The organism is Vibrio sp. 779(2023) (assembly GCF_033344285.1).
Classification (GTDB): Bacteria; Pseudomonadota; Gammaproteobacteria; order Enterobacterales; family Vibrionaceae; genus Vibrio; species Vibrio alginolyticus.
Genome location: NZ_JAWPOM010000003.1, coordinates 76,994 through 103,632 on the forward strand (window position 1 = coordinate 76,994; position 26,639 = coordinate 103,632).

The window sequence follows — 26,639 nt, forward strand, 5'->3', positions numbered from 1 at the left end:
AAACTAGCGTCCATTTTGTTTTGCTTGACTGGGGAGGTTTGCAGTATTGGCAGCTGTTATAGCTGATCTTCAATCGGTAATATTCCGGAGAACCAAGCGCCCATTTTTCGCCATACTCCTGCTTCTGGTTCGGAGTCGTATTTTTCGCCTGTTTTTACGTTGGTCCAGACAATGTCCCCGCCGCGCAGAGTTAAGGCGTAGGCGTTACTCGACAGTTGATTCGGCAGTTGTTCTAGAAACATTTGCACATATTCTGGCTGTTCGATAACAACGGCCATTTCGGTATTCAAAGCTGCCGAACGTGGGTCCCAGTTCATTGAACCAACGAAAAGTGTTTTGTTATCAATCGTCATTGCTTTAGCGTGTAAACTTGCTCTGCTACTCCCCGTAAGGCTCCACTTACTTTTGAGTTTTGCGCTCGCTTTTACTTCCCAAAGCTTGATTCCAGCTTCGAGTAGATCTTTTCGATATTTTGCGTACCAACCATGCACGGCAAACACATCGTTAGACGCGAGGCTATTGGTCACAATCGTGATATCAACGCCTCGCTTGGCCGCGTTACTTAATGCTTGAGTACCTACTTCAGTTGGAACGAAATAAGGAGAAATGAGCACAAATGAATCCTCAACACTTTTAACCAGTTCCGACAAATTATCAATAAGTTGGCTCTCTCGGGTTGCGACTTTATCGGGCAGATCAAACCATACTTTCGCTTCTCCCCAGTAGAGCTTGAGTTTGCCTTGTTTTAGATCTTGGTACATATCCAGTTGGGTGAAGTCATAGCGGCCGGTTGAAAACTTTTCCTCTAACCGGAGTTTATTGACCTGCTTTTGAATCGCTTGGTCGGTAATTTGCTGTGAATTCGGTGTAATCCATTCCATTGGTATCGCATAGGCGCTATTCCAGTAGAGGTCGAACTGATCGGCAGTTTGTTGTACCGCCTCACCATAGAGCAGAAGATCAAAATCACCAAACTCAACTTGCGATTCAAAAGAGAAGTATTCATTGCCGATATTTCTACCTCCGACAATGGCGGAAACACTGTCTGCAATCAGAGACTTATTGTGCATACGACGATTAAGACGTTCAAAATCGCTAGCAAGAGCGAACCAACGGGAGTCGCGATACTGATGCGGGTTAAATAAGCGGATTTCTATATTAGGATGTGCATTGAGGGCAGCCATCACATCGTCGTTTCGCTTTTGCATATCGTCAAGCAACAGCCTTACTCGAACACCACGCTTTGCCGCTTCATACAAGCGCCACGTTATTAGCTGACTCGTTTCGTCACCGCGGTAAATATAGTATTGAAGATCAAGGCTTTTCTGGGCGGACTCGATCAAAGAGGTTCGAGCAAGAAGGGCATCGTGTCCCTGATTTAACGGTGCAAAGCCAGTTATGGACTTAGGAGCTCTCCCGTAAGCTTCAAAGTACTGCGCAAGAACAGAATCCTTTTGATAACCGAGCTGAAAGCTGGTGGACTTTTCACTGGCGTCATTCAACGATACGGATGAGCATGCCGATAAAATAGTGAGCAGCGAGGGGAAGAGCAACTTGGCGAGCGTTTGTAACAAAGCACATTTCCTTGTCTTACAGAGTGTTACCTACTCCAAATTATAGACTTAAGCTGACGCCACATGCACCCAGAACCGTTTGATAACGAGCGATTAATCAATGAATTGCCATAGAGCCTGCACCAAGTTCAACTTTTAGAGCGCAGATAATCATTTATTTTAATTATCATTATGGCCGTATTGGTCATAATCACTAATATCTGGTGATTATGACCAATAGCACACTGGATAAAATAATGGTTTTTATATAACCATATGATTTTTAATAAATAAATGCTTGGCATGTCATTTGCTATTTAGAATAAAAGTTAAGTCAGAGCAACTTGCGCAGTTGGTTAATTTTTTGTTAATTTTATTAACTTTGAATTGGCAATAACTATCTAGTTAGCTGCTTAAAAGACTAGGCAAGTGCCGCTTTGATGTTTATTCAAATTCAATTCTCTCACCACCATGCTTACCGGGAGCAATGGACTGAATAAAAGTGTGGTGTTGAAAACAACAATAAAAAAGGATTTTCGATGTTAGCAAAACCCATATTACGTTGGCTTTTACCCTTCGTCGTCGTTGGAGGCTCTTATGCAGGATATGCTGCAATTGCCGCAACTGCGCCGGAAAAAGAGTCAACCAAAGATGCAATTACAGAACCTACTGTTCAGGCTTCTTCTCTTTTTCCTACTGATCACAAAGTGGTGATTACCAGTCACGGTGAATTAGTCCCTTTTGAAAAAACACACCTTTCCGCGCAAGTCAGTGGTGAAGTGATAAGTTGGCACCCGAATTTTGTAACGGGTGGCATCGTGAAACGAGGAGAGGTTCTTTTCACAATTGAAAGTGACAACTATGAAGCGTCGGTTTTACAAGCTGAAGCCGATTTAGCTAGTGCACGCGCAAACTTGATTGAGGAACAAGCGAAAGCCGAAGTGGCAAAACGTCAGGCAAAGAGACTGAGCGATAAGCAAGTGACGGATTTGTATTTACGCAAACCTCACGTTTTGAGCGCACAAGCCCAAGTGAAGTCGGCTCAAGCGGCACTCAAACGAGCAAAAAGAGAGTTAGAAAATTGCAAAGTCGTTGCACCTTACGATGCGCTGGTTGTTGAGCGTGATATTGGTGTTGGTCAATTTGTTACATCTGGTTCTCGAGTTGCCACGTTAAACAACATCGAAGTGGCAGAGGTGCACGTACCCATTGCCGGTTTTGATAGTGCATTTTTACCCGAATCCATTGGTGAACTCACTGCGACAGTGACGCAGCAAGGTGTCTTTTCTACCACTAGAGAAGGTCGAGTAGTTCGTGATTTAGGCATGATTGATAGCGCTACCCGAATGATTAACATGGTCATTCAAATCGCGGACCCATACGGTGTCGATAACCAGCAGCCTCCAATTAAATTCGGCTCCTACGTTGAAGTGAGTTTCACTGGTAAGGAACTTAAGCATATCTATCGCTTACCACAGGAATTAGTTAAAAACCGTACCGTGTGGGTGGTGAATGGCGATAATCAACTTCAACCCAGAACCGTCACGGTTTTGAGAGCAGAAGGTAAGTTTTTGCTGGTTGGCGAAGGTTTAGAGCAAAGTGATAAGTTGGTACTGACCTTACCAGAGTACCCTCAAAAAGGCATGGCGGTACAAATCGCAAAAAAGAGTGACGACTCCGAAACCGTCGTACAGTAAGTAGGAGTATGTCATGGAAGATACTAAACAAAAGGGCTTAATTGCCTATTTTGCGAATAATCCCGTCGCTGCCAACCTTTTGATGGTGTTCATCATTATCATGGGTGTGGTGAGTTTTCTCTTTATTCAAAGGCAGATGTTTCCGAATATTGAGGTGAACTACATTGATGTTCGTGCGACTTATCCTGGCGCTTCTCCTCAAGAGATAGAAGAGAGTATTCTCGTTAAGGTCGAGGAATCGATTAAAGACGTCACCGGGATTAAAAAAGCAGTCTCAACGGCCTCTAGAGGTAGCGCGTATGTTTCCATCGAGGTAGACGTTAATGCCGATATCAAGCGTGTCTTAGATGATGTAAACCAACGTATTGATACCTTGTCTAACTTACCAGCGGGTATGGAACCAATCAATGTCTACCAAGTTGAATGGCGCCAAGATGTAATCGAAATGGGGTTAGTTGGGGACCGACCGCTCGAGGAGCTTAAACCGCTTGCTAAGCAAATCGAAGATGAATTACTTCAGTTAGAAAACGTCATGCTGGTGTATCTGAGTGCGCCAGAAGAAGAAATAGCGATTGAAGTTGACCCACTTGTTCTTCGTAAATACGACCTGACGTTGAGCGATATCAGCAGCGCGATCAGCCGTTATTCAGCTAACTTTTCTGCGGGCGAAGTAAAAACAAATTCAGGGATGATTGCAGTAAGGATTGAAAACCAATACTACCGTGGTGATGAGTTTAGAAATATTCCTGTAAAGCTTGGCGCAAATGGTGCAAAGGTTCTGTTGCAAGATATTGCCACAATAAAAGATGGCTTTACGGAAGAAGAGCGCTACTTTGAATACTCAGGGCAAAATGCGATCTACATGTCTGTTGAAGCAACTCGTGATCAGAACATTATCCCTGTTGCACAGTCCGTTCGTAATTATATTGAAGCAAAAAACAAGACATTGCCGCAGGATGTTAAGCTCAAAGTCTTGGTTGATACGACTTATTATTTAAATGGGCGTCTCGACATGATGTTGAAAAACTTGCTGCAAGGCGCTGCATTAGTCGCGATTATGCTGACCATTTTCCTACGTTTCCGCTTGGCTATGTGGGTAATGATCGGCTTACCAGTGTGTTTCCTTGGTGCGGTGATGATGATGCCAGCTTTGGGTATTACAGTGAACATCGTCTCGCTGTTCGCTTTCATCATGGTGCTCGGTATTGTAGTTGATGACGCCATCGTGATGGGAGAGAGCGCTTACAGCGAAATTGAAGAAAAAGGCGGTGGCGTCGAAAACGTGGTTCGTGGTGTAAAACGTGTTGCCACACCAGCCACTTTCGGTGTGTTAACCACAATTGCGGTGTTTGCCCCTTTCTTGTTGTCTAGCGGTATTGATAGTGCCTTCTTTTATGGTATCGCGGGGGTCGTGATTCTTTGTTTGATCTTCAGTTTGATTGAATCAAAGTTGATCCTACCAGCGCACTTGGCGCATACCCATTTTAAGCCAGTTAAACCAGGTGGCTGGCGTGACCGATTTAACCAACGTTTTTTTGGTTTTGTAAATGGTCCATATCGTAACTTTGTAACAACATGCACCCATTGGCGCTGGACAGTGTTTGCGGTGTTCTGTGGTTTACTGCTGATCAGCGCGGCTTTGATCAACGCGAATTATGTTCGGGTGATCCCTAACCCTAAAGTGCCGACTGACTATCCTGCGATCACTATTGAAATGAATGATACCGTTTCAAGTGAGCAGACAATCAGTGCACTCAAGACTATTGAACGTGTCATGCAAAAGATCGAATCTGAGACCATTGCAGAACATGGTCAAGGAATGATTCGTGATGTGCTGTCGTACAACAGAAGCCGCACCGAAGGTCGTGTATTAGTACCTCTGGTTGATGAAGAGTTACGCCCGTTCAATACATTTGAACTGGCTCGACGTTGGCGTGAAGCTATGCCTGTTATTCCAGGTATGAAGAGCATCAAAATCCGCGAGCAGAGTGCGGGTGGTGGTGACAGGGATGAGTTTGGCTACTTGTTGTTTGGTTCTAACATCAATGAGCTCAACGAGGCTGGGCGTTACTTGATAGAGCGTTTACAGCAGGAAGAAGGGTTATATGATATTTCATCTTCTATTGATTCTGGAAGCAAAGAAGTACTCCTGTCTCTTGCGCCTGTAGCGTACGATCTCGGTCTGGATCTCACCATGATCGCAGAGCAAGTTGGTGGCAGCTTTTATGGTGGCGAAGCACAGCGCATTATTCGTGATGGTGAAGAAATTAAAGTTATGGTGCGTTACCCGCAATTGACGCGTGAAGCATTCTCATCATTGCGTTACGCTGTGATTACCACACCAGCAGGTAAGAAGGTCATGTTGGGTGATGTGGTGAAGATCAATGAGCAGCCGGGCGTGAGTAGCATTCGACGTGAAGGCGGGTATCAAACCGTTTATGTCTATGGTTCGATAGACGAAGAATTGGTTGAACCTCAAGAAATCGTGAAGGTCATTGACGACAATATCTTACCGGATATGAAGCAAGCCTTCCCAACTGTGAAAACAGAATTGGGCGGTGATATTGAAGAGCAAGCTGCGCAGCGTAATGAACAGATTTTGTTCTTTATTGCAGGCATGATCATCGTCTACATCTTGTTAGCTGTACCGTTAAAAAGTTATACCCAACCTTTGATTGTAATGTCCGTCATTCCGTTTAGTCTGACTGGGGCGATTTGGGGCCATTTCTGGCTAGGTTTAGACATCAGTATGATGTCGACATTTGGTTTGATCGCTGCTGCTGGCGTGGTTATTAACGACTCTCTGGTTATGACAGATTACGTAAACCAAGTGAGAGAAAAGGGTATGAACATCAAACAAGCGGTTGTTGAGGCGGGTTGTGCTCGTTTTCGAGCTATCACGCTCACCTCAATAACGACGTTTGCGGGTGTATTGCCGATAATGTTTGAAACGAGTTTGCAGGCGCGTTTTGTCATACCGATGGCTGTCGCTTTGGGCTTTGCGGTGTTGTACGCAACGGTTCTGACTTTAGTGTTGGTGCCTTGTTTGTATTTAATGCTTGAAGATATTAAAAATATTTTCAGATCGATTAAGAGGTTTATCCATCGTTTGATTAATCGTTTCAGAAAGTCGCCAGTGACGTCGAGCGTTGAAGCAAGCGTATCGAGTTAACAAGCTTGATGTTAACGATTAGGAGCAGCCTTCGGGCTGCTTTTTTGTTTCCGCATTTTGATTCAAAGTGATTTTTTAGTGGGCAGTTACGTAATTATCTGATGAGAAAACTGCCTGACAAAGTATTTCTAATATGTATGTTTCTAATGTTTTAAATTTGCATGGTTAATTTGACACTTGGTTAGCGAAATTTACCAGACGAAGATAACGTTGAATATGAGGTTTTATTTAAGTTGTTGAAAAATAACAAAATAAAAGTTGGCATCGTATGTGCAATATATAAATTGTAATTAAAATTAACTGCTAATCCTCAAGGAGCTTATTATGAAAAGCGTATTTCTATCTACTCTAAGTCTTATTGCTGTAATGTCATCACCAATCGCTGCTGCTAACACTTTAGACAAAGAGGAGTGGAGCTCAGATTTACGTCAGGACTTTTCTGAAATGAAACATGAAGCTATAGCAGATATTCAGCAAATGAACATGGATGCCATTCACGCACGTGATGAGCGTATCGTGAAAAACATTAAAGATGAGCAAGAACAGTTAGTAAAGGTAACGTGCCACAAAGAGAAAGCAAGCAAGTCATAAACGCCGATAAAAGAGACTAACAGACGAAAATGAATCCAATACGAGTTCGGTGTTAGTTAGCAGTAAGCACTGACCTTGTTGCTCTACTTGCCAGCCTTTTAAGGCTGGCTTTTTTGTTTCTCATTTCATGGGTGGAGATCAGATCCTCAAGCCTATTATCAATAGTTGGCGTGTTTGATGAGCTATTGCTGGATGGAGCGGATGTAACTTTCAAAAGTGTAGATTTCAGTAAAGTGGAGGTGATGTTAGATATTTAAAATTTAGAAAAGATCCGATCTCCTTTTTGACCTTCATACTACCTTAGTATGTGGCTTACCTTTACTTGAATTAGAACTCATATTGCAGGCTCTCGTTTAAAGGTATTGATGCATATTTGAAGAATAAGAGATAGACATATGAGTTTTATTAAAATGTGTAAAGATGGTTTTAGAGGAAAGCCGGATTTCTCTAATTTATTACATAATGCGTTCCAGATAGATGACTTAGTACTATCATTTGAATGTCCGAACAATATATATCAAGGTCATGTATACCAAGATTTTATTGAATTACAACGATTCAATATTGATTCAAAAGTAGAGCGGCATGAAAAGCTTATAAACTTGGCCACGATTTATTTCTCTTTTCAAAATAAAATAATAAATCCACTATTACCAATCAATAAACAAGGTAGCTTATATATTCGGTTAAGGATTAAATCTTCAGATAAATATATTACTAGTGTTAATCAACTATCTTCATTTATAGAGAAAGAGTACGTGGATTTTTATCATGCTGTAGAGTCACCTGACGGTTCTCAAAAAGGTGATCATACAGAGTTGATGAATGATGCCATTGCGTATGCAAATCATCGTTGGGGAATGGACCCGATAAACGAAGAAAAAAAGAGAGCGAAAGAAGAGTTCCTTGTAGGAGAGTTTCTTCGTGGTTATCCTCCAATCAAATGCCAAGATATCAAGATTGGTGAAAATACATTTTCAAAATATGTAGAAGGAAATTTGGAGTATAAAAAAGACTATCGAAGAGTGTACAATTTGCCTATCAAAAATGAGTTTTACTTTAGTATTGAATTTTTATATGAAATCGAGCCTATGTTTGCTCAAAAAAAGTTTTTAGATTGGGTAAGACACGCGGATGAAATCTTTGAAAAAAATGTTTTAGAGTTGCTAGCACTGTCTCCGCTTATTGATTCGCATACTACCTCCAAATCCGAAAGGTTGGCAAAAAAAAGTTGATCCAGAGCGTTCATACTTAACTTAAAGAAAAAAGCCCGCGAAGAATACCTTCACGGGCGAAAAAAGGGCACCAAATTGGGTGTCTATTCATTTTGGAGGTGGTCGAACGTCCATATAAAACTGACAATAGGCTTGGTGAGAGGCTTACCACCAGCGCGACCAACGAGGCTAAAGTTAACATTGTTGTAATGATTGTTAAAATGTTAATTCTTCAATCAATGTTTTCATTATCGTGAGTTTAAATTGTGAATGTGTTGCCTACGTGTATTTTTACTCTGTGAAATTCCGTTTTTGACAATAAGACATATTATAAATCTTGTGTTGGTTATTTGATTTGGTTATATAAAACTCAACATACTTAATCCTTAACTGTTCATATTCACACTTAATGAGACACAATAACCCTCTGTTTGTTAAGTGATTGTGTGTTTTTTAACGTGTTGGTATTGAACAAAAAGCGACCTAAGCCGCTCTTGTTCATTTTGATAAGTTTACTTATCAGTCGTTTTAGATTTCTTCGTGCTTATGGACTAGGCCGAAGTCAGCTAAAATGGCATACGCAGCAGGGATCATAAACAACACCAGCAGAGTGGATGCGAAAATACCAAACACGATGGAGATAACCAGTGGTTGGATAACCTGTGCTTGCAAACTGGTTTCAGTCAGCAACGGAAGCAAACCTGCTGCAGTGGTCATTGATGTTAGGAATACTGCTCTAAAGCGTTCCCGACTGGCTTTGACTACCGAGTCATGCACATTATCCCCTTCATCCACATGATGGCGTATGTACTGAACTAACAGAATCGAGTCATTCACCACAATCCCTGCTAATGAGACGAAGCCCATCATACTTGGCATACTTAATGAGTGACCGAGTAGGATGTGTCCCCATACCACGCCAATAAAAGCGAGGGGAATCGCAAGCATGACCACGAATGGTTCCAAATAACTGCGGAATTGGTAACTCAGAATCGCAAACACGCCAAACAAACCAAGCAAGAAGCCTTTACCCATTGATGCCCCAGTTTCAGCGGTATCTTTGGCTTCGCCTTCAAAATCAAAGCGAAGACCAGGATACTTTTGCATAAGCTTTGGCGCTTCATCCTGTTGGAACTGACGAATAATGGCGGTTGAGTTGGCTTTCGTATTATCGATATCGCCGAATACGCTCACAGTGCGCAAGCCATCAATGCGCTGGATTCTTACGTAATTACGTTGGAAATCCAAAGTTGCAATGGTCGCGAGTGGGATTTGACTGCCATCGGACAAGATTATTGGGAAGTTTGCCAATTGCTGTAAGTCACCAGCTTGTGCTTTATCGAGGCGAACTTCGATGGAAATGTTTTCTACCCCAACTTGGATTTCGTCTGCGGTTTGGCCAAAGAAAGCCGCACGCAATTGATTGGCGATGAGCTGGCCGTTAATCCCGTAAGCTTCTGCGCCTGGACGCAGTTTAACCAAGACTTCTTCTTTACCCATACGCATGTCATCCAATACGCCATGGACACCGTCAAACTCATTCAAGTATTGTTGAATGTCGATAGAAGCTGCTTTGAGCGCATCCAGATCATCATGCTTCGCTCGAATTTCAATTGCTCGTCCACCCGGCCCCATGGTCGGTTGTTTAAATACCAGTGAGATAGGATCGGCAAGTTCACCAATGTCTTCGCGCCATGCATCGATAAATTCATCGATGAGTGTGTTACGACTCTCGGCGCCCAGCAAATCCAGACGTACCGTGGCAATGTGAGGGCCAGACTCATTCGCGTCGGCGTTAGCATTGAATTGACTGGTGATGTGCAGAACCAATGGGTTGCCGTCTTCCACTTTCTCTGTCCATTCTTTATCTAGCTTTTGAGCGGAAGCGACGATCTTATCGACGACAGCTTCCGTTTGAGACAGAGAAGAACCCGGAGGAAGAATAATGCGCGCTTCTGCAATGTCGCCATCCAACTCAGGGAAGGGTTGGAACTTGAGTAAACCACCGACTAACGTGGCAGCGGAGATAAGAAGCAAGGCAACCACACCACCCATAAAGGCATAGCGATACTCGACCACTTTATCCACTGCGTTGACCAAGGTGGTGTTGCGGAAGTTTTCAAAAGAAGCGAGCAGCTTTTGTTTGAACTTCGGTGTTTTTCGCTCTTGCTTTTGTTTATGTAGCGAATGAGAAAGGTGGTTAGGTAGGATCAAGAAGGCTTCCACCAAACTCAAACTCAAAACGAGGATCAGAACTTGAGGAACTGCTTTAAGTACCGCACCCATTTCACCTTGCAGGAATAACAAGCTACCAAAAATACACACCGTAGTTAGGAAGGAAGAAATTACCCCTGGCAGTACCTTTTTCACTCCTTTGATAACGGCATCATCGATCTCTTCTCCTCGGTCGAGGTGAGCGGCAATCGATTCGGCAATAACGATGGCATCATCCATCATGATACCGATGGCCATGAGTAACCCGACCAAAGACATGATGTTGATGGACAGGCCAAGTTGCGCCATCAAAAATAAGCCACCCAAGAAGGCTACGGGCAAACCAGCTGCGACCCAAAAAGAGTAGCGAAAACTAAAGAACAACCACATGGTGGCGAAAACCAGAATGATACCTTGCCAACCGTTTTTGACCATCATGGTCAGGCGATCCCAAAGCACGGATGAAAGATCATTGGTCATTTGTAGCATCACACCATCTGGCGCAATGGCTTGTTGTTCTTGGACAAATTGAGCTACACGTTCTTTAATGCGCAGTGCATCGTCTTCTTTGTTTTTGCTGACTTTTAGTAGGGCAGATGGGTGACCATCAAAGAGGACTTTCTGTTCGTCCAATTCAAATCGGTCGGTAATCGTCGCAATGTCTCTTAGACGGATGATTGATCCATTTGGACCAGAGCCCACGACAATAGTCTCAAGCTCTTCTGGTGTCACGCGTCGTTCGTCAAAGCGGATCAGAAAGTTCTTATCTGGCGTTTCGACATTACCACTTGGCAGCTTGACGTTCTGACGACCAATCTGCTCAGCAATATCACCAACACTTAAGCCAAGTTGTCGAATAGCTTGAGTATCTAACTCTACTCGGTATTGGTGGTCAGAGAAGCCTGCAACTTCAACCAAAGACACATCATAATCGAGCTTTAATGTGCGTTTAAGTTGTTCTGCATAGGCTTTTAGCTCTGGCCATGTGGTGTCTGCAGTGATCGCGACATCCACAACGGGCTCATTCCAATCTAGCTCTTGGACCACAGGAGACTCAATTTCTTGTGGGAAGTCATTAATTGAGTTGATTTGAGTCTGAACGTCGACCAACATGCGACCGATGTCGGCTTCTTCATTCAGTTTTAAGATAAGACGCGCAGAGCCTTCAATCGCTTCACATTGCGTTTCTTCAATGTTAGCAAGGCCATCAACAGCATCTTCCATGCGGACACAGATACTCTCTTCGACTTCTTGCGGGGAAGCGCCAGGGTAAACCACACCAGCTAGGATGTAGGGCGGATCAAACTCAGGAAAGGTTTCCCGCTTAATCGTGGAAAGTGAAGAAATCCCCAATATCAGCAGCGTTAGCATCAGCAAGTTGGCTGCTGTTGGGTGCTTGGCGAAGAATCGGATCATGAATCAGACTCCTCAATAGCCGTTTCTGACTGTTCAGGTGACTCTTTCAATAGCATGCCGTTAATCGCAGGCAGCAAATCGTTGATGATCAGTTTCTGACCTTGCTCCAATTCGCCATCGATCACCACTTGGTTATTTCGGCGATATAACACTTCAACCGTCACGACTTGCAGACGATTGTCATCGCCCATCAGGTAAATCTTATCGCCATGAAGCGCACGCTCTGGGATGACCCAACTCGGGTTCTCTTGTCCCTCAATCAAGGCTCGCACAAACATGCCGTTCACTAGTGGAGGCGCAGAGGTTGGGTTTAATGCACGGTAGTCTTGTTCAATTTCCAGAATCACACCGGCAGTCGCTTGGCTTGGATCAACCGTTTCACTGATGCGTGCAACTTTCGCAGGCCAGCTTGCAGAGAGGTTACCGCTGCTGAGTTCAATGTTGGCATGAATCGCATTCATATCAGGTTGTGGAATACCAGATTCATCACGAACAAACTCACCGATGCTCGCAGCCAAAGTTTGCATGTCATGAATGGACAGTTGAGCTTCAACCTCCATAACATCAATACCATGCCCGGTCACCATGGTCTGTTGTAGATTAACCACTTGGTTTTGCTCAATCTCGACTTCTGCAATGCGCAAATCGTAAGGAAGGGTGATGATGGTTTTATCAAGCGAGCGTTCGGCCTCATCCACTTTTGATGCATTAACTTTAACTAGGGCTTCCGCGACTCGTTTCTCATCCGGCATCAAACCAATTTGATTTTCAATATCCAGTACTAACTTACGTTGAGAGAGCGCGCTTTGCTCTTGCTGATCTACATCCGATTGAGACGTTAGGCCTTTTTTACGTAGGTTTTGTTTACGGTCTAACTCTTTGTTGGCGATAACCAGACGGTTGGCTTCTATCTTGAGTGTGCTTTTGAGATTCGCTTCTTCTTGGTTCAGCTTAGCCAGAGAGGTTTGAGCAGATTTGAGATCGGCTTGAGCTTGAACCAGTTTCAGTTCGTAATCGAGTGGGTCGATTCGCAAGATTTCTGTCCCTGCTTGCAACACTTGTCCTTTTTCCAGCTGCGGATGGCGGTAGACCACTTTCCCCGTCACTTCGGCTATCGCTTTCCATTCCACTTTTGGGGCGATCTTGCCAAACCCTATGGCTACTGGAGCAATGGCTTTGAGCTCAAGTGGAATCGTCTCGACCAACCGTGCACGATCTCCAGCGGGTTTTACGGGCAAATCTGGTTTGAGGCTAATCGCCAAAAACAGAATGACGACCCCCACCGCAAGAGCAGGAAAGAACAGCAGCTTTTTATTTATCTTCATATTGGTCGCCCGAGTCTAAAAATCCATGTTTCATCAGTTGTATGTTGTGTTCGAATAATCGGTTCAAGAAGGCTTCAGAAAGTTCAATGCCATGAATGGCGAGCAGTGCTGGTGGTGCCATAAAAGGAAATACCATCAAGCTGATGTAAGAGACGCGACAAAGTTGAGGGTCGGCGTCTTTTCGTAAAACGCCACTGTCGATCAACTTATCAAAGATCACGCCTTGCATTGGCTTACTGATATCTGCGAAGACTTTTTCGAGCAGTTTGCGTTGGGTTTCCGATGGGGGCATATTCATAACTTGGGCAACTAAGCGTGGGAACTGTGGTACCTTGATCATTTCGCGGTAGTAGGTGCGCATTAGATCGAGAAAGTTTTGCTCGTTACTGTTGGATACCAACGTCTGCATCTGCTTTTGCATCGGTGACAGTGTTTCGCGCAACATGGTCTCGAACAAGCCTTCTTTGTTGCCAAAGTAGTAACGAATCATCGCCACGTTCACGCCTGCTTTCTGCGCGACTAGGCGAGTAGAGACCTTGTCATAAGCCATAATGGTGAAGAGTTCGCGCGCGTGGAAAATCAGTTTTTCCCTTGCGTCGATATTATCTGTGGGTCTTCCCGCCCTTCGATGCGCTTCCGTCACAATCTTCTCTCAAAATATTAAACATTTGATTAATTATAAGACGCTGATTTCTCATGCGACATGTGAAAAATTAATCAGTATTTAATCAAGTGATTAATTTGTGATGAAGAGAAGTAAAAAAGAGCAGAAAGAACTGCTCTTTGAACAAATAGAAAAGTATTTACTTAGGAAGAACGGTCTTGTGAGGCTATATCACCCCCAACTTAACACACTCCAATTCGGTCTGTTGGCGTGTTCTTTTAGTTGTGGGCATGGATTTACCAGATAAGCGTAGTTCGCGTATTCACAAAGCGGTAAATCGTTGATTGAATCGGTATAGAAATGGATTTCGGAATAAGGCTCAGGCTGATTTTCTAGCCACTGTTTTAATCGCGTGACTTTGCCTTCACGATAACTCGGGATACCGTCGATTTCAGCAGTATAACGGTTGTTTTTCTCGATTAAATCAATTCCGAGTGCGGTTGGAATATTAAGACGGCGACCAACGGCTTCCACCAAAAAAGTGACGCTGGCAGAGATGATAACCATATCTATACCATCACGAGACAGTTGCTCAATCAGGGTTTTGGCTTGAGGGAACTGTTTAGGCAAAATATGGCTTTCAACACATTCTTCAACCAAGGCATTTACTTCTTCAATCGGCATGTTTTCTAGTGGCTTCATGGAGAACGCTAGATAGTCTTCCATGTCCATTTTGCCTTCAGAGTACAAGGCCATTAGACGCTGATCTTCCATAATAAATAAAGGATCAGTCGCGATGCCTTTCTCAACCATAAACTCGTTCCAAATCATTGCGCAGTCAGCGTTTATTAGGGTTTCATCCATATCAAAAACATACAAAGGTTTGGACATGTTTAGGCTCTCACTGGTTGAATTTCGTTTAGGTTAAAGAGTAGCTCTAGTTGGCTGCCATTCGCTAGTAAGCGTTCTGAAGAGCGGTTAAGCAAGTCAACAGTGAGCTCACACTCTTCAACGTTCACTTGATAGCGAATAACATTACCTAGAAGCTGGTGGTTGGTGATCGTACCTACTTGTGGCGCTGAGATGTGGCTATCATATTGACGACCTTGCTCTTTTACATATATAGACTCTGGGCGAATCGCTACTTTCCATTCGGTATCAATGTTGAAGAGTTGCTTGGCTTTATTGGCCTCTACAAGGTTGTAGTGCCCCATGAAACCGGCCACAAACTCGTTAGCAGGATGAGTATAAATTTCTTCAGGTGTTCCTGCTTGAACAATTTCCCCTTTACTCATTAGGAAGATACGATCAGACATAATCATCGCCTCTTCTTGGTCATGAGTTACGAAGATAGTGGTGAGATTCATCTCTTTCTGAATGTCTCGGATTTGCTGACGAAGGTGTTTGCGGATTTTGGCATCAAGCGCAGAAAGTGGCTCATCAAGCAATAATATGCGAGGTTTCACCACCAATGCTCGAGCGAGTGCGACACGCTGGCGCTGACCGCCAGAAAGTTGATGCGGATAGTGTTTTTCTTTACCTGCCAGATCCACCAGTTTGATGACTTTAGCCACTTCACGTCGAATATCATCATTCGCAAGCTTTTTCATTTTTAAGCCAAATGCAATGTTGCCTTCGACGGTCATATTGGGAAACAGCGCATACGATTGAAAGACCATCCCAATACCACGCTCTTGCGGGACTTGATGCGTGATATCTTCTCCGTTTACCCAAATCTCGCCTCCATCGACAGGGTTAAGCCCAGCAAGGCTGCGAAGTAGTGTCGATTTACCACAACCGCTAGGGCCCAAAAGCGTAATGAATTCACCTTGCTCGATGTTAAAGTGAATGTCCTCAAATACGGTGTTATCACCAAAACGTTTAGTCAGATTTTTCGCTGTTACGTAGCTCATTGTTTGACTCCTCGGCTGAAACGACTTGCCAACCAAGTCAGTAAAAAAATAAATAGGAAGTAGGTCATCACTAAGGCAGACGTAAAGTGGCCGCTCGTCTGACGCATGTTATACAAGTAGATTTGCAGGGTTTCATAACGTGTGCCGACTAAAATATTGGCGAACACAAACTCTCCCAATAGAAATGAAAATGAAAGGAAAAGCGATGCCATCAGTCCTTTTTTGAGGTTAGGTAAAATGACCATCAAAAACGCTTTGGTTGTGCTTGCCCCTAGCAAGTGTGCAGCGTCCATTAAATCGTTAAGGTTAATTGCTTCGAAGCTATTAGAAATCGCACGATACATGAACGGTAACGCGATGGTGAAGTAAGTACCTACTAGAATCCAAGGAGTACCGATAAGGGAGATTTCACTGTCAGCATAAAGTTGAAGCAAGCCGACGGAGGACACCACTGGTGGTACAGCGAATGGTAGCAAAATCAATACGTTCATGAGCTTATCGAGCTTCGGAAAGTAGTAAAACACCACGAATATCGCTGGCAGAACCAGAAGCACACTGAGGGTTAGCGAAGCAATACAAATAAACAGCGAACGCCCAAACGCTTGCAAAAAGCGTGGGTCGGTCAGCAATTTAACGTACCAATCAAAAGTGAAACCATCTGGAAGCACCGTGGCACCCCAGCGTGATGAAAGCGAATAGACAAAGGTCGCTAAAATCGGGATGAGCATGATCCCAACAATGGAATAAACCACTGTTTTATGGAATCGAGTATTAACGTTGTGCATGACTACTTCCTACCTGCATAGCTTTTCGAAATGAGCCATTGGTTAATCAATGTGATAAAGGCAAGTAACACCATTAGAACCACCGAAATTGCAGCGGCGAGATTAGGTTCAAGGAACAGGTCTCCCGATACCAGACTCGCAATTCGAATTGTGATGACGTTATAGTTACCGGAGGTCAACGCATAAACACTCGCATATGCGCCGATTGCGTTGGCTATTAAGATAATAAAGGTACCGAATAAGGCTGGTGAGAGCACTGGCAGCGCGATTTTCGCCCAATACTGTGATGTTTTGGCTCCCAGTAGCGCAGCAGCTGCTTGCCAATCATCACTCAACGCATCGAACGCAGGGTAGAGCAACAACACCGCCAGCGGGATTTGGAAGTAGATGTAAATGGCCAGCAGACCCCATTTACCATAAAGGTCGAAATCACCGAGTAAGCCATACTGCTTGAGCAAAAGGGTAATCGCCCCATTGGTGCCCAAAATAATGATAAAAGCGAATGACAGAGGTACGCCTGCAAAGTTGCTGCTCATGTTCGTAAACGCAATCACACCGTCGCGGACTTTAGAATCGACTCTGCGTAGAGAAGAGACCAACAGAGTCGCAATGGCTAAGCCAAAAATGCTCGACCACACAGCTAACCACAAACTGTTGCCAAACGCCTGCATCATAAAGGCGGAGTCGAGCACTTCAATGTAGTTATCGAAGGCAAACTCGCCATCGTAGATAAAGCTGTTTAACAGCACCCAAATCATCGGTGCGAGTTGAAATAGATAGAAAAACAGTGCGAAAGGTGCCAACCAAATGGCTGGCTTAAAGCGCTTTAACCAAGTACTTGCCAAATTTGAACGTGATTCGCTAGAGCTTGGGGAGAGGACTGAACTGCTCATAGTGCTAACAATTCCTGAGTGTATGGCTTCGTGTGGTCAAGGTTTAGCAATTGACAAACGGTGCCACAAATATCAGTTTGCTTAATATGACAATCTTGATGGGTAAACTTATCACCAATGACAAACAGGGGAACTTCTCGTTCTTCAGGTAAAATCCCACCGTGAGAAAGATCGTTGTTCATGCCATGATCGCTGGTCACAATGATTTGATACCCATCAGCAAGCCATTGATCGATGTAGTTGGAAAGAATAATGTCTGCACCTCGCGCACAATTGCGGTATTGGCGAGAGTCTAGGCCAAACTTATGTCCTGTATCGTCGATATTCATCGGATGGATCAATAAGAAATCAGGTTGATAGTTGCGGCGTAAATACTCTGCGTCCAGGAACAAGGCTTCATCAGGATAATGATCCCAATGGTAAAAGCAGCCGTGCTGGATATTCAGGGTTTCATCATGCGTGAAACGATCGCGAACAGGTTCAAATGGCGCGCGATTATAAAGCTCACTTACCCAGTGGTAGGCAGCCGCAGCGGTCACTTTTCCTTGGGCTTTTGCCAAACTGAAAATGGAATCGTGTTTGGATAGACGAACGATATTGTTGTTTACGATGCCGCTTTCTACAGGGCGAACGCCCGTTAAAATGCACTCATAAAGTGGGCGAGACATAGAGGGCAGCTCACACTGCACAGGATAAAGCGTTGCGCGAGTTTCTTGTTGGGAACGACTTTGCTCTAGAAGACCATTGAGGTAGCCCATGCAATCACGGGCTACCTGATAGTTCAGTCCATCTAGAACAACAAGGATGACCTTATTGCTCATAACGACTTACTCTTATTGCTGGTGGATTAAGACACTTTCTTGCCATTGACGTGGCAGCTTACGTGCGGACTTTTCCCAAGCTGAGAAGTCAGTCACTGGGTGAACATTGCTGTATTGGTCATTAGCAATTAGCTTGTCTTGCACTGCTTGAGGCAGTGTGATGTTGGTGCGGATTGGACGCGCATAACCTTCTGCTAAGTTGATTTGCCCTTGATCGCTGAAGATGTATTCACGAGCAAGCTTTGCTGCATTAGGGTTCTTCGCGTATTTATTGATTATGGTTGTATAACCAGAAATCACAGAGCCATCTTGAGGAATGCTCACTGTAAAGCGGTCGCGGTCAATTTTGTCGCGGTAGTTCAATGCATTGAAGTCCCACATGATCGCCACTTCAACTTCGCCTTTTTCTAGGTTGGCGATGTTCGGATCGGTAAATGAAAGACGACCTTGCTTCGCGAGTTCAGAAAAGAATTTGAGCGCAGGCTTGAGGTTGGATTCGTCCCCACCGTTGGCGAACGCTGCGGCGAGAACCGCGTTGTTTGCCTGTGCTGCTACGCCTACGTCCCCTACGGTCACTTTGTAGTCGCCTTTTAATAGGTCATCCCACGTTTTTGGCGCGTCTTTTACGAGGTTATTGTTGGAGATAAAAGAAATAGTGCCAGTGTAAGCAAGTGCCCAATGACCATCTTCGTCTTTTGCCCAATCTGGGATGTCATTCCAAGTTGTTGGTTTATATGGCTGAGTGACGCCTTTTTTAACCGCTACACGTGCGAAGGCAAAGCCTACGTCACCAATGTCTGCGGTCGCGTTTTTCTTCTCAGCTTCGAATTTTGCGATTTCTTGAGCCGAGCTCATATCCGTGTCTTGGTGCTTAAGGTTGTAATTTGACTTTAAATCAGCCCAAGTGTCTTTCCAGTTTGCCCAACTGTCAGGCATACCCACACTGTAAACCGCCCCTTCTTTTTGTGCTGCTGCTACCAAAGATTCAATATCGGCTTCTTTCGCTACTGTTGGCGTAGCGAGCGTTACCGCAATGATTGCCGCTGGTGCGGTAATTGAACGACTTAGCAAAGTTTTCATTGTCTCCATCCTTCTGGACTAGGTCAGTAAGTTCGCTTTGTATGCTATGGATGGAATGTGACGATTTAGCGCAAGTAATTTGACAGTTTTGCTGATTTTATGTGGCACTTATATTTCATACGTTCAGTATGTGTTCTGTTGATTAATGTCATATTTTTGTTACGTAAACGCCTTATGTTATTCGTCAAATTATCGTTGGACTAGATCAGAATGAGAGCGACAGGCACCGGACAATTTGGTACCCAATTAGGAAAAATTAGAAGCAGCTTAAAACAGCAGATTCTTTCCGGCATCATGTCGGAAGGACAAAAACTGCCGTCAGAGAGAGAGCTCAGTGAGCTGTTTTCTACAACTCGAATCACTATCAAAGATGCGTTGGTGTCTTTGGAAACGGAAGGTCTTATTTATCGAGAAGAGCGCCGGGGTTGGTATGTATCTCCTGAGCGTATCTGTTACAACCCGTTGTCTCGTTCTCACTTCCATCAGATGATTCGAGAGCAGCATCGTATTGCAGAAACTAAGTTACTCAACGTGCGAAGTGAAATGGCCGCAGGTGAGTATGCCAAATCGTTAGAGGTGGAGCGAATTACCCCAATTTATGTAATTGAACGGTTACGTTTTATTGATGGGCGAGCGGTATTGTTTGTTGAGAACGTGCTCAAAGCGGCACTGTTTGAGGGTATATTGTCTGAGAACCTCACCATGTCCCTGACGGGCATTTATCGTGAGAAGTATGGTTACGAGACAAAGCGCTCTCGTTTTGATGTGATTCCAACGTCAGCTCCTGCTCATGTCGCTAAGGCGTTGAACCTAGCTGAAGGACAACCCGTTCTGAAAATTCGGCGGGTAAACTACAAACAAGATGGGCATTTAATGGACTGCGAATTCGAGTATTGGCGTCCAGACGCCGTGATGATTCGCATTGATAGCGTAGGATAAAGCGCAGAATTAAAAAGAGCCCAATGAAGGGCTCTTTTTCGCATATTGGTTAGAGAGGCGGTTTAAACGAGGCCTTGCTCTTTTGCCATTCTGCTTGCAATGCCGGGTGCTTTCCAAATGCTTGGCAGCAAAATGAAAGACACAGGTACGGCAGTAATTACAATGAAAGACTGCAATGCAGAAATACCACCAGAGCCCATTGAGATAAGCGCAATAGCGACAATACCCATAATCAGACCCCAGAACGAGCGAATCACTGCGTTTGGTTCTGTTGAGCCCGTCATCACTACACTGATTGTGTAAGTCATCGAGTCACCCGTCGTCACGATAAATGTTGTCGTTAAGATCAGGAACAGAACCGAAATGATCATAGGGTAAGGTAATTCACCAGTAATCGCTAGCAGTGCTGCAGGCAAGTTAAAGCCTTCAAACGCAGATGAAATCAAACCTGGGTTATCAAGTTCAAACGCAAGGCCACTGCCACCAACGATACTAAACCAGAAGCAAGTAATCAGCGGTGCCGCTATGCTAATAGACATGATTAATTGGCGAATTGTACGACCACGAGAGATACGAGCAATAAAGATCGCCATCATTGGGCCATAACCGATAAACCAACCCCAGAAGAATACTGTCCACCAGCTTAGCCACCCTGTATCACCACGGTAAAGTGCCATAGGGAAGAAGTTATCCACCATACGGCCAACGCCTTGCACGTAGCCATCAACGATAAAGCTTGTCGGCCCGAAGAACAGGATGTAACCAATTAACAGTACAGACAAAATGATGTTGTAACGACTGACGATTTGAATACCCTTGCTCAAACCGCTCAGTGCGGAAAGGGTATACATCAGGATCGCCGCCATAATAACCATACTTTGCGTTACGAACGTATCTGGCAGGCCAAACAATGAATTTAGCGCGTAGCTAATTTGTAAACCTAAGAAGCCGATAGGACCGATGGTTCCTGCTGCTACTGCAATGATGCTACATGCGTCAGCAACATCACCAATCCAGCCTTTAATGGCTTTATCACCAAACACAGGGTAAAGCAGAGTACGCGGCTTAAGAGGCAGGCCTTTATCGTAATGCAAGTGCATTAAGACAATGGAAGATAGACCACCAAGGATCGCCCAAGCTAAGAAGCCCCAGTGCATAAAAGACTGAGATAGGGCATTGATTGCGGCAGTTTTCGGTGAGGCTTCCCCGTATAGAGGCGGAGCAGTCACAAAGTGCGCGATAGGCTCAGCTGCGGCCCAGAACACACCACCACCTGCAAGTAGAGTACAGAGTACGATTGACAACCACTTAAAGTTATCAATATCAGGTTTCGCTAGACCACCTAGGCGCACATAACCAGTGCGACCAAACGCAAGAGCCAAACCAATTAGGAAATTCAGAAGAAGCAGTACTTGCCAGTAAGCTCCGAAATATTTAGTAGCAAAGCCGAAGCCGGTGTTAACCATTGCGGTTAGAGAGTCGGTATTCGTTAGAGCAAGTAAAACGAATAGAGTGAGGAAGCTACCACTCAACCAAAAGACAGGATTGGTGAGTTCGAGGCGCTTGAGTAAAGATGGGGGATGAATAGCAGAATAGTCAGCATCCTGAATAGGCGCTGTGTGGGAGGCGGCATTCGTCATATTTGACATAATTACTTCGCTTTTTAGGGCTATGAAGCCGTGCATTTCCCCTCACATCGTTTCAACGAAAAGTGTGAGGATGTTCAAAAAGCCGATGATGTTAACATGTCGAAGTTGCAAATATAACCTTAGATTTCGATTAATTTTTAACAGGTTAGCCAAGTTGCTGATTTTTGGGTAGAGATCAAAAGAAAGAGTTTTTACGTGAAATGCACCGCATTTCGTATGTAATTAACATTTCCCTTGTTTTTGCATGGGATTATCAGGATTACATTGAGAAAACATGTTTTTCCCAAGCTAAGGTTTAACTCGATGGCTCACTTCGAACTTAACGGGCAGTGGATGCTTACCTCGCCACAGCGCCCCAATCTTGAAATTCCAATGTTTATTCCGGGCGATAATGTGTCGGCGCTTTTACAAGCAGAGCAGATTCCAGATCCTTATTTTGCCGATAATGAAAACAAAGTTCGATGGACTGAAGAGTGTGAGTGGCATATCTCACGTGAGTTTGACGTCGACGCGTTTACGTTGTCTGCCAAGCAAATTTGGATGACGCTAACTCGTGTCGATACATTGGCAACCTTCTATGTTAATGGTGAGCTAGCACTAACTTGCAGCAACATGTTTACCCAGCAACGTGTGGATATTAAACCGCATTTAAAGCAAGGCACTAACACGATTCGGGTTGAGTTTGCTCGGGCGGATTTAGAAGGTATCGCAAGAGCAAAAAAACTGCCATTTCCTATTCCATCGGCAATGGGCAACAACCAAATTCCACACATGAACTTGATCCGCAAAACACAATGCCATTCCGGATGGGACTGGGGCATTTGCTTGATGGTATCGGGTATTTACGACCCCATTCAAATCGACATTGTGAATGAGCTTTGGCTCAAAGGCTTCTCGACAGAGCAGCAATGGCAAGCCGATGGGAGTGTGTTTCTTGATGTAGTAGTTGAAGTGGAAACGGACAGTCAACGCCATGAAATGATGGTTGAATTTAATGGTGAGCGTCAATGTATTCAAACAAAAGGAAGTGGTCACTATCATTGCCAGTTCCACATTTTGGAGCCTCAACGCTGGTGGCCATCGGGTTATGGCGAAGCGTATCTCTATCCCATTACCATTTCTTGCAGAGAGCAAAAGTTAACGCACAACATTGGTTTGCGTCAGTTAACCCTAAATAACCAAGCTGATGAGCACGGCTCTGCAATGGAATTTATCGTCAATGGCGTACCGATTAATGCTAAAGGTGCCAACTGGATCCCTATTGACGCAATGCCGGGGCGAGAGTACGAAACACGTTATCGCAACCTTTTGCAAAGTGCGGTTGACGCCAACATGAACATGATTCGCGTATGGGGCGGTGGTCAGTACGAGAGTGAAACCTTTTATAACCTTTGTGATGAACTTGGCTTGTTGGTGTGGCAAGACATGATGTTCGCCTGCTCGTTGTACCCATCAAACGACGAGTTTTTAAAAGACGTAGAAGAAGAACTTAGATTCCAAATCCCGAGGCTTAAGAAGCACCCATCAATCGCACTTTGGTGTGGTGACAATGAAGTGATTGGAGCTATTGGTTGGTATGACGAATCTAAGCGCAGCAAAGTCAAATACACGGTTAACTACGATCGCCTCAACCGCATGATTGAGAAGGAGATTACCGAGCAAGATAGCACTCGCCGTTTCTGGCCAAGTTCCCCATGTAATGGTGAACTGGATTTCGGTGATGCGTGGCATGATGATAGTAAAGGCGATATGCACTTTTGGGACGTTTGGCATTCAGGAAAATCATTCAGTGCCTACCTTGACGTGAATCCTCGTTTTTGCTCTGAGTTTGGTTTTCAATCTTGGCCATCTTTTGCTGAAGTTAAGCGGTTTGTCCCTGAGCAAGACTGGAATATTACATCCCCAACTTTCGAACAACATCAGAAGAACCCTCGAGGTCATAGTATTATTACAGAGATGTTCACGCGCTATTTTCGTTTTCCCTCTGGATTTGAGAGCATGCTGTATTTAAGTCAAGTTCAGCAGGCAATCGCGATCAAAACTGCATGCGATCATTGGCGTGCCATTTCTCCAGTTTGTCGCGGCATGCTGTACTGGCAACTCAACGACAATTGGCCTGTCAGTTCTTGGTCTAGTTTGGAATACAGTGGTCGATGGAAGCAGTTGCACTACCATGCAAAACGCTTTTTTGCGCCGCAGTATTTGGTATTTTCCGAGCATACAGGCGAGTTGAGCCTACATTTGCTCAATGATGCCAAAGAGTCCGCAAGCGTCAACGCATTGCTCAAGTGGGTAGATTGGCAAGGGGAAGAAAAGCAATGTTGGAGCTTAGAACAAACAGTCATAGCAGACAGCAATACGATTTTGTGGCAGTTGGATGAATTGATCGAGAAGGATGAACTTACGTCAGGCTTCTTCTATGTTGAAGCGCAAATCGGTGAAGACAGAATAAGTAACACATGGTTTAGTACTCACGAGCTAAAAACCTTGCCGATAGCGAAAGCCAATATTGGTGTCTCTATTGAAGGGAGGCAAATTACTTTGATTGCGGATAAGCCTGCGTTTTTTGTTCATTTGGAGAGTGATGCTGATGGAAGGTTCAGTGACTCTAGTTTTACTCTGTTGGTCAATGTTCCAATGACGGTTGAGTATTTAGGTGATGATGTTTCAGGTATGCAGCAGTCGTTGAGGGTATACCACCTTAATGATTAAAGCGGGCATAGAACATCTATATGCTGATAACTAAAAAGGGAGCATTTGCTCCCTTTTTAGTTATTAAGTATCCGTTATTAAGCTCAGGTTGAGACAGAAGTTTATTTAAGTTTCTGATGGACCCGATAGCTAACGACAAAGCCAATGTAGAATAGTGCAGCAAGAGTAATCACTGCCGTCGCGTACGCCAGCAGGCTGTTTAACCCTAAACCAAAAGCCAGAGTGAAGGCGATACCATGAATGGCTTCCGCAGGGATTCGGTACCAAGCAGAGTGGACGGAAGATCCGAAGAGGATAAAGGTACTAAGTAAGACAATCGTGCCGCCTATAAAGCCGACCCATCTGCTGTTGTTCATGTTGCAGTCTCAGGGGTTACCGAGGTAACGTAACAAAATATTTCAGGATCGTATTATACAACCGATCATCGCGAAAAGCGCTAGAGAAATTTCGCGGATAAAACAGAGTGTTTTAATTCGAACAAAAGAATACGACATAGCCAACTTAATACAGGAATAACAAAACATGTTGAGATTTATACAACGTCGCCGCATTAAGAAAGTGATTAAGCTAATGAGTACCAGATTGATAGTGGGATACGGCAGTCGTGAGTACTTTTCGGTTGGTCAGGTAAAGACGAGCACCAGCGAGTTAAGCTTAAGCGCGTGCCAACAAAAAATTGCGTTGGCGTTGTATGCGAATCCGCAAGATCTTGATTTGGAAAACCAACCAGAATTGCAAGCAATACGCTCAGACGTGGCGCATGATTTCTTTTCTGGTGCCGATTATACCGCTCAAGATGTGCTTAATTTACTCGGCTCTGGTGGCTGGAAAGGCGGTCGAATGGAAGATGGAATGTCTCATCATTTTGGTATGCACAGTCGCTATTAAAAACATGCGTTAATTTTATAAATTCGATAAATATTTTTGCTGTTAAAGATTAATTAAATTTTCTTTCAATTGGGTAACAATTACCTAATTATGCACCCGAATCCCAGCGCGTCGCTGGACTGGTTGGATTGCATACCATGAAATTAATCATCAAAGGATTGGGGCTGAGTGCTCTTGTGCTCAGCATGTTTGCTCATGCAGATAGCAAAACGTTGAACGTTTATGCATGGGGTGGCTATTTGCCGGAAGCATCGTTAAAAGCGTTTGAAAAACAAGAAGGTATTACGATTAATTATTCGACTTTTGAGAATAATGAATCAATGTATACCAAGCTAAAATTGCTAAAAGGTTCTGGCTACGATGTGGTTTTTGCTTCTGCGTACTTCATTGAAAAAATGGGGCGAGAAGGGCTGCTTTCGAAAATAGATCACGCTCAAGTGCCAAACATGCAAGACACAATGGACGGTTTACTTGGCCAAGCGCACGATCCTAAAAATGATTACTCGCTGCCTTATATTTGGGGCATTACCGGGATCAGCTACAACGAATCCATGGTTGAGCAACCAGTGACCAAATGGGCAGACTTATGGGAGTCTCAATACGAACAACAAGTCATGCTGATTGATGACGTTCGCGATGTGTTCGGTATGGCGCTGAAGAAAAATGGCCATAGCGTGAACACAAAAGACGAAGCAGAAATCGAGCAGGCTTTTGATTCTCTAGTCGCGCTGAAAAACAACGTATTACTGTACAACTCAGATGCGCCGCAAGTCCCTTACGTGTCCGGTGAAACATCGGTCGGCATGCAATGGAACGGCAACGCATTCCAAGGACAGGTTGAAATGCCTGAGCTGAAGTTCGTGATGCCGGAAGAGGGCGCGGTATTGTGGATGGACAACTTCACTATTCCGTCTGGCAGTAAAAACAAAGCATTGGCGCATAAATTTATTAACTTCATGTACCAATCAGAGAACCAAGCGGAAATCGTGACCAGTTTGGGTTATGCGTCGGCAACGAACGCTGGGCGTGACAAATTGCCAGAAGAGTTGAAAAATAACCGTACTATTTTCCCTTCATCAGAAGACATGAAAAAAGGCGAGTTTATTAATGATGTTGGCGCAGAAACGTTAGCGATTTACGAAAAGTACTGGCAACGTTTAAGAACGCAATAAG

20 protein-coding genes are annotated in these 26,639 nt (G+C 44.2%); 8 read left to right on the forward strand and 12 right to left on the reverse strand.

What is annotated here, in order from left to right; genetic code table 11:
* Positions 1–56 precede the first annotated feature (56 nt).
* Positions 57–1,574 carry a phospholipase D family protein gene (locus R8O70_RS05460; protein WP_258624643.1) on the reverse strand — a complete coding sequence of 506 codons (1,518 nt, stop codon included), beginning with the start codon at positions 1,572–1,574 and terminating at the stop codon, positions 57–59.
* Between the two features lie 518 nt (positions 1,575–2,092).
* Between R8O70_RS05460 and R8O70_RS05465 the strand changes: the two genes are divergently transcribed.
* The 4 genes from R8O70_RS05465 (at position 2,093) to R8O70_RS05480 (ending at position 8,248) form a co-directional block, all read left to right on the forward strand.
* Positions 2,093–3,250: an efflux RND transporter periplasmic adaptor subunit gene (locus tag R8O70_RS05465; protein ID WP_258624641.1), complete on the forward strand. Its 1,158-nt coding sequence runs from the start codon at positions 2,093–2,095 to the stop codon at positions 3,248–3,250.
* 13 nt (positions 3,251–3,263) lie between these two features.
* Positions 3,264–6,422: an efflux RND transporter permease subunit gene (locus R8O70_RS05470; RefSeq protein WP_053304607.1), complete on the forward strand. Its 3,159-nt coding sequence runs from the start codon at positions 3,264–3,266 to the stop codon at positions 6,420–6,422.
* A gap of 324 nt (positions 6,423–6,746) precedes the next feature.
* The gene (locus tag R8O70_RS05475) at positions 6,747–7,013 is read left to right on the forward strand and encodes a hypothetical protein (protein ID WP_005373876.1); all 267 of its coding nucleotides are present in this window, start codon (positions 6,747–6,749) and stop codon (positions 7,011–7,013) included.
* 395 nt (positions 7,014–7,408) lie between these two features.
* The gene (locus R8O70_RS05480; RefSeq protein ID WP_258624637.1) at positions 7,409–8,248 is read left to right on the forward strand and encodes a DNAase; all 840 of its coding nucleotides are present in this window, start codon (positions 7,409–7,411) and stop codon (positions 8,246–8,248) included.
* Positions 8,249–8,755: 507 nt separating this feature from the next.
* Here the strand turns inward: R8O70_RS05480 and R8O70_RS05485 are convergent.
* The 9 genes from R8O70_RS05485 to R8O70_RS05525 all read right to left on the reverse strand — a co-directional run bounded on the left by R8O70_RS05485 (position 8,756) and on the right by R8O70_RS05525 (position 19,278).
* On the reverse strand, positions 8,756–11,857 hold the full coding sequence (locus tag R8O70_RS05485) for an efflux RND transporter permease subunit (RefSeq protein ID WP_132696597.1): 3,102 nt from the start codon (positions 11,855–11,857) through the stop codon (positions 8,756–8,758).
* Positions 11,854–13,182, reverse strand: a complete 1,329-nt coding sequence (locus tag R8O70_RS05490) for an efflux RND transporter periplasmic adaptor subunit (RefSeq protein WP_258624633.1) — start codon at positions 13,180–13,182, stop codon at positions 11,854–11,856. Before R8O70_RS05490 ends, R8O70_RS05485 begins: the two co-directional genes overlap by 4 nt.
* A complete protein-coding gene (locus R8O70_RS05495; RefSeq protein ID WP_021707693.1) occupies positions 13,169–13,825 on the reverse strand; it encodes a TetR/AcrR family transcriptional regulator in 657 nt (218 codons plus the stop codon). Before R8O70_RS05495 ends, R8O70_RS05490 begins: the two co-directional genes overlap by 14 nt.
* A gap of 192 nt (positions 13,826–14,017) precedes the next feature.
* On the reverse strand, positions 14,018–14,677 hold the full coding sequence (locus tag R8O70_RS05500) for an HAD family hydrolase (RefSeq protein ID WP_017633566.1): 660 nt from the start codon (positions 14,675–14,677) through the stop codon (positions 14,018–14,020).
* 2 nt (positions 14,678–14,679) lie between these two features.
* Complete coding sequence (locus tag R8O70_RS05505; protein WP_005373862.1) at positions 14,680–15,699, reverse strand: ABC transporter ATP-binding protein; 1,020 nt, start codon at positions 15,697–15,699, stop codon at positions 14,680–14,682.
* A complete protein-coding gene (locus tag R8O70_RS05510; protein ID WP_065969830.1) occupies positions 15,696–16,484 on the reverse strand; it encodes an ABC transporter permease in 789 nt (262 codons plus the stop codon). Before R8O70_RS05510 ends, R8O70_RS05505 begins: the two co-directional genes overlap by 4 nt.
* Positions 16,485–16,486: 2 nt before the next feature.
* Positions 16,487–17,377 (reverse strand): ABC transporter permease, encoded by an 891-nt coding sequence (locus tag R8O70_RS05515; protein ID WP_158159465.1) that lies wholly within the window; start codon positions 17,375–17,377, stop codon positions 16,487–16,489.
* Positions 17,374–18,198 (reverse strand): alkaline phosphatase family protein, encoded by an 825-nt coding sequence (locus R8O70_RS05520; RefSeq protein WP_005373854.1) that lies wholly within the window; start codon positions 18,196–18,198, stop codon positions 17,374–17,376. The genes R8O70_RS05515 and R8O70_RS05520 overlap by 4 nt, the downstream gene beginning before the upstream one ends.
* A gap of 12 nt (positions 18,199–18,210) precedes the next feature.
* Positions 18,211–19,278, reverse strand: coding sequence for an ABC transporter substrate-binding protein (locus R8O70_RS05525; RefSeq protein WP_005373851.1), 1,068 nt, complete (start codon positions 19,276–19,278; stop codon positions 18,211–18,213).
* 210 nt (positions 19,279–19,488) lie between these two features.
* Between R8O70_RS05525 and R8O70_RS05530 the strand changes: the two genes are divergently transcribed.
* Positions 19,489–20,217, forward strand: a complete 729-nt coding sequence (locus R8O70_RS05530) for a UTRA domain-containing protein (protein ID WP_005387087.1) — start codon at positions 19,489–19,491, stop codon at positions 20,215–20,217.
* A 62-nt stretch (positions 20,218–20,279) separates the two neighbouring features.
* Here the strand turns inward: R8O70_RS05530 and R8O70_RS05535 are convergent, their stop codons facing one another.
* Positions 20,280–21,866, reverse strand: coding sequence for a BCCT family transporter (locus R8O70_RS05535; protein ID WP_005373846.1), 1,587 nt, complete (start codon positions 21,864–21,866; stop codon positions 20,280–20,282).
* A 303-nt stretch (positions 21,867–22,169) separates the two neighbouring features.
* Between R8O70_RS05535 and R8O70_RS05540 the strand changes: the two genes are divergently transcribed.
* Positions 22,170–24,578, forward strand: coding sequence for a beta-mannosidase (locus tag R8O70_RS05540; RefSeq protein WP_258645541.1), 2,409 nt, complete (start codon positions 22,170–22,172; stop codon positions 24,576–24,578).
* Positions 24,579–24,679: 101 nt separating this feature from the next.
* On the opposite strand, the gene R8O70_RS05545 is transcribed toward R8O70_RS05540, so the two are convergent.
* On the reverse strand, positions 24,680–24,934 hold the full coding sequence (locus R8O70_RS05545) for a hypothetical protein (protein ID WP_017819806.1): 255 nt from the start codon (positions 24,932–24,934) through the stop codon (positions 24,680–24,682).
* 166 nt (positions 24,935–25,100) lie between these two features.
* Here R8O70_RS05545 and R8O70_RS05550 point away from each other — a divergent pair, with 166 nt between their 5' ends.
* A complete protein-coding gene (locus R8O70_RS05550; protein ID WP_054576155.1) occupies positions 25,101–25,466 on the forward strand; it encodes a DUF6559 family protein in 366 nt (121 codons plus the stop codon).
* Between the two features lie 137 nt (positions 25,467–25,603).
* Positions 25,604–26,638: an ABC transporter substrate-binding protein gene (locus R8O70_RS05555; RefSeq protein ID WP_042523267.1), complete on the forward strand. Its 1,035-nt coding sequence runs from the start codon at positions 25,604–25,606 to the stop codon at positions 26,636–26,638.
* Position 26,639 lies beyond the last annotated feature (1 nt).

Excerpts from the sequence above, each read along its gene's own strand:
- R8O70_RS05465 (WP_258624641.1), top strand. The coding sequence starts at position 2,093 with ATGTTAGCAAAACCCATATTACGTTGGCTTTTACCCTTCGTCGTCGTT.
- R8O70_RS05470 (WP_053304607.1), top strand. The coding sequence starts at position 3,264 with ATGGAAGATACTAAACAAAAGGGCTTAATTGCCTATTTTGCGAATAAT.
- R8O70_RS05475 (WP_005373876.1), top strand. The coding sequence starts at position 6,747 with ATGAAAAGCGTATTTCTATCTACTCTAAGTCTTATTGCTGTAATGTCA.
- R8O70_RS05480 (WP_258624637.1), top strand. The coding sequence starts at position 7,409 with ATGAGTTTTATTAAAATGTGTAAAGATGGTTTTAGAGGAAAGCCGGAT.
- R8O70_RS05485 (WP_132696597.1), bottom strand. The coding sequence starts at position 11,857 with ATGATCCGATTCTTCGCCAAGCACCCAACAGCAGCCAACTTGCTGATG.
- R8O70_RS05490 (WP_258624633.1), bottom strand. The coding sequence starts at position 13,182 with ATGAAGATAAATAAAAAGCTGCTGTTCTTTCCTGCTCTTGCGGTGGGG.
- R8O70_RS05500 (WP_017633566.1), bottom strand. The coding sequence starts at position 14,677 with ATGTCCAAACCTTTGTATGTTTTTGATATGGATGAAACCCTAATAAAC.
- R8O70_RS05505 (WP_005373862.1), bottom strand. The coding sequence starts at position 15,699 with ATGAGCTACGTAACAGCGAAAAATCTGACTAAACGTTTTGGTGATAAC.
- R8O70_RS05510 (WP_065969830.1), bottom strand. The coding sequence starts at position 16,484 with ATGCACAACGTTAATACTCGATTCCATAAAACAGTGGTTTATTCCATT.
- R8O70_RS05515 (WP_158159465.1), bottom strand. The coding sequence starts at position 17,377 with ATGAGCAGTTCAGTCCTCTCCCCAAGCTCTAGCGAATCACGTTCAAAT.
- R8O70_RS05520 (WP_005373854.1), bottom strand. The coding sequence starts at position 18,198 with ATGAGCAATAAGGTCATCCTTGTTGTTCTAGATGGACTGAACTATCAG.
- R8O70_RS05525 (WP_005373851.1), bottom strand. The coding sequence starts at position 19,278 with ATGAAAACTTTGCTAAGTCGTTCAATTACCGCACCAGCGGCAATCATT.
- R8O70_RS05530 (WP_005387087.1), top strand. The coding sequence starts at position 19,489 with ATGAGAGCGACAGGCACCGGACAATTTGGTACCCAATTAGGAAAAATT.
- R8O70_RS05535 (WP_005373846.1), bottom strand. The coding sequence starts at position 21,866 with ATGTCAAATATGACGAATGCCGCCTCCCACACAGCGCCTATTCAGGAT.
- R8O70_RS05540 (WP_258645541.1), top strand. The coding sequence starts at position 22,170 with ATGGCTCACTTCGAACTTAACGGGCAGTGGATGCTTACCTCGCCACAG.
- R8O70_RS05545 (WP_017819806.1), bottom strand. The coding sequence starts at position 24,934 with ATGAACAACAGCAGATGGGTCGGCTTTATAGGCGGCACGATTGTCTTA.
- R8O70_RS05550 (WP_054576155.1), top strand. The coding sequence starts at position 25,101 with ATGTTGAGATTTATACAACGTCGCCGCATTAAGAAAGTGATTAAGCTA.
- R8O70_RS05555 (WP_042523267.1), top strand. The coding sequence starts at position 25,604 with ATGAAATTAATCATCAAAGGATTGGGGCTGAGTGCTCTTGTGCTCAGC.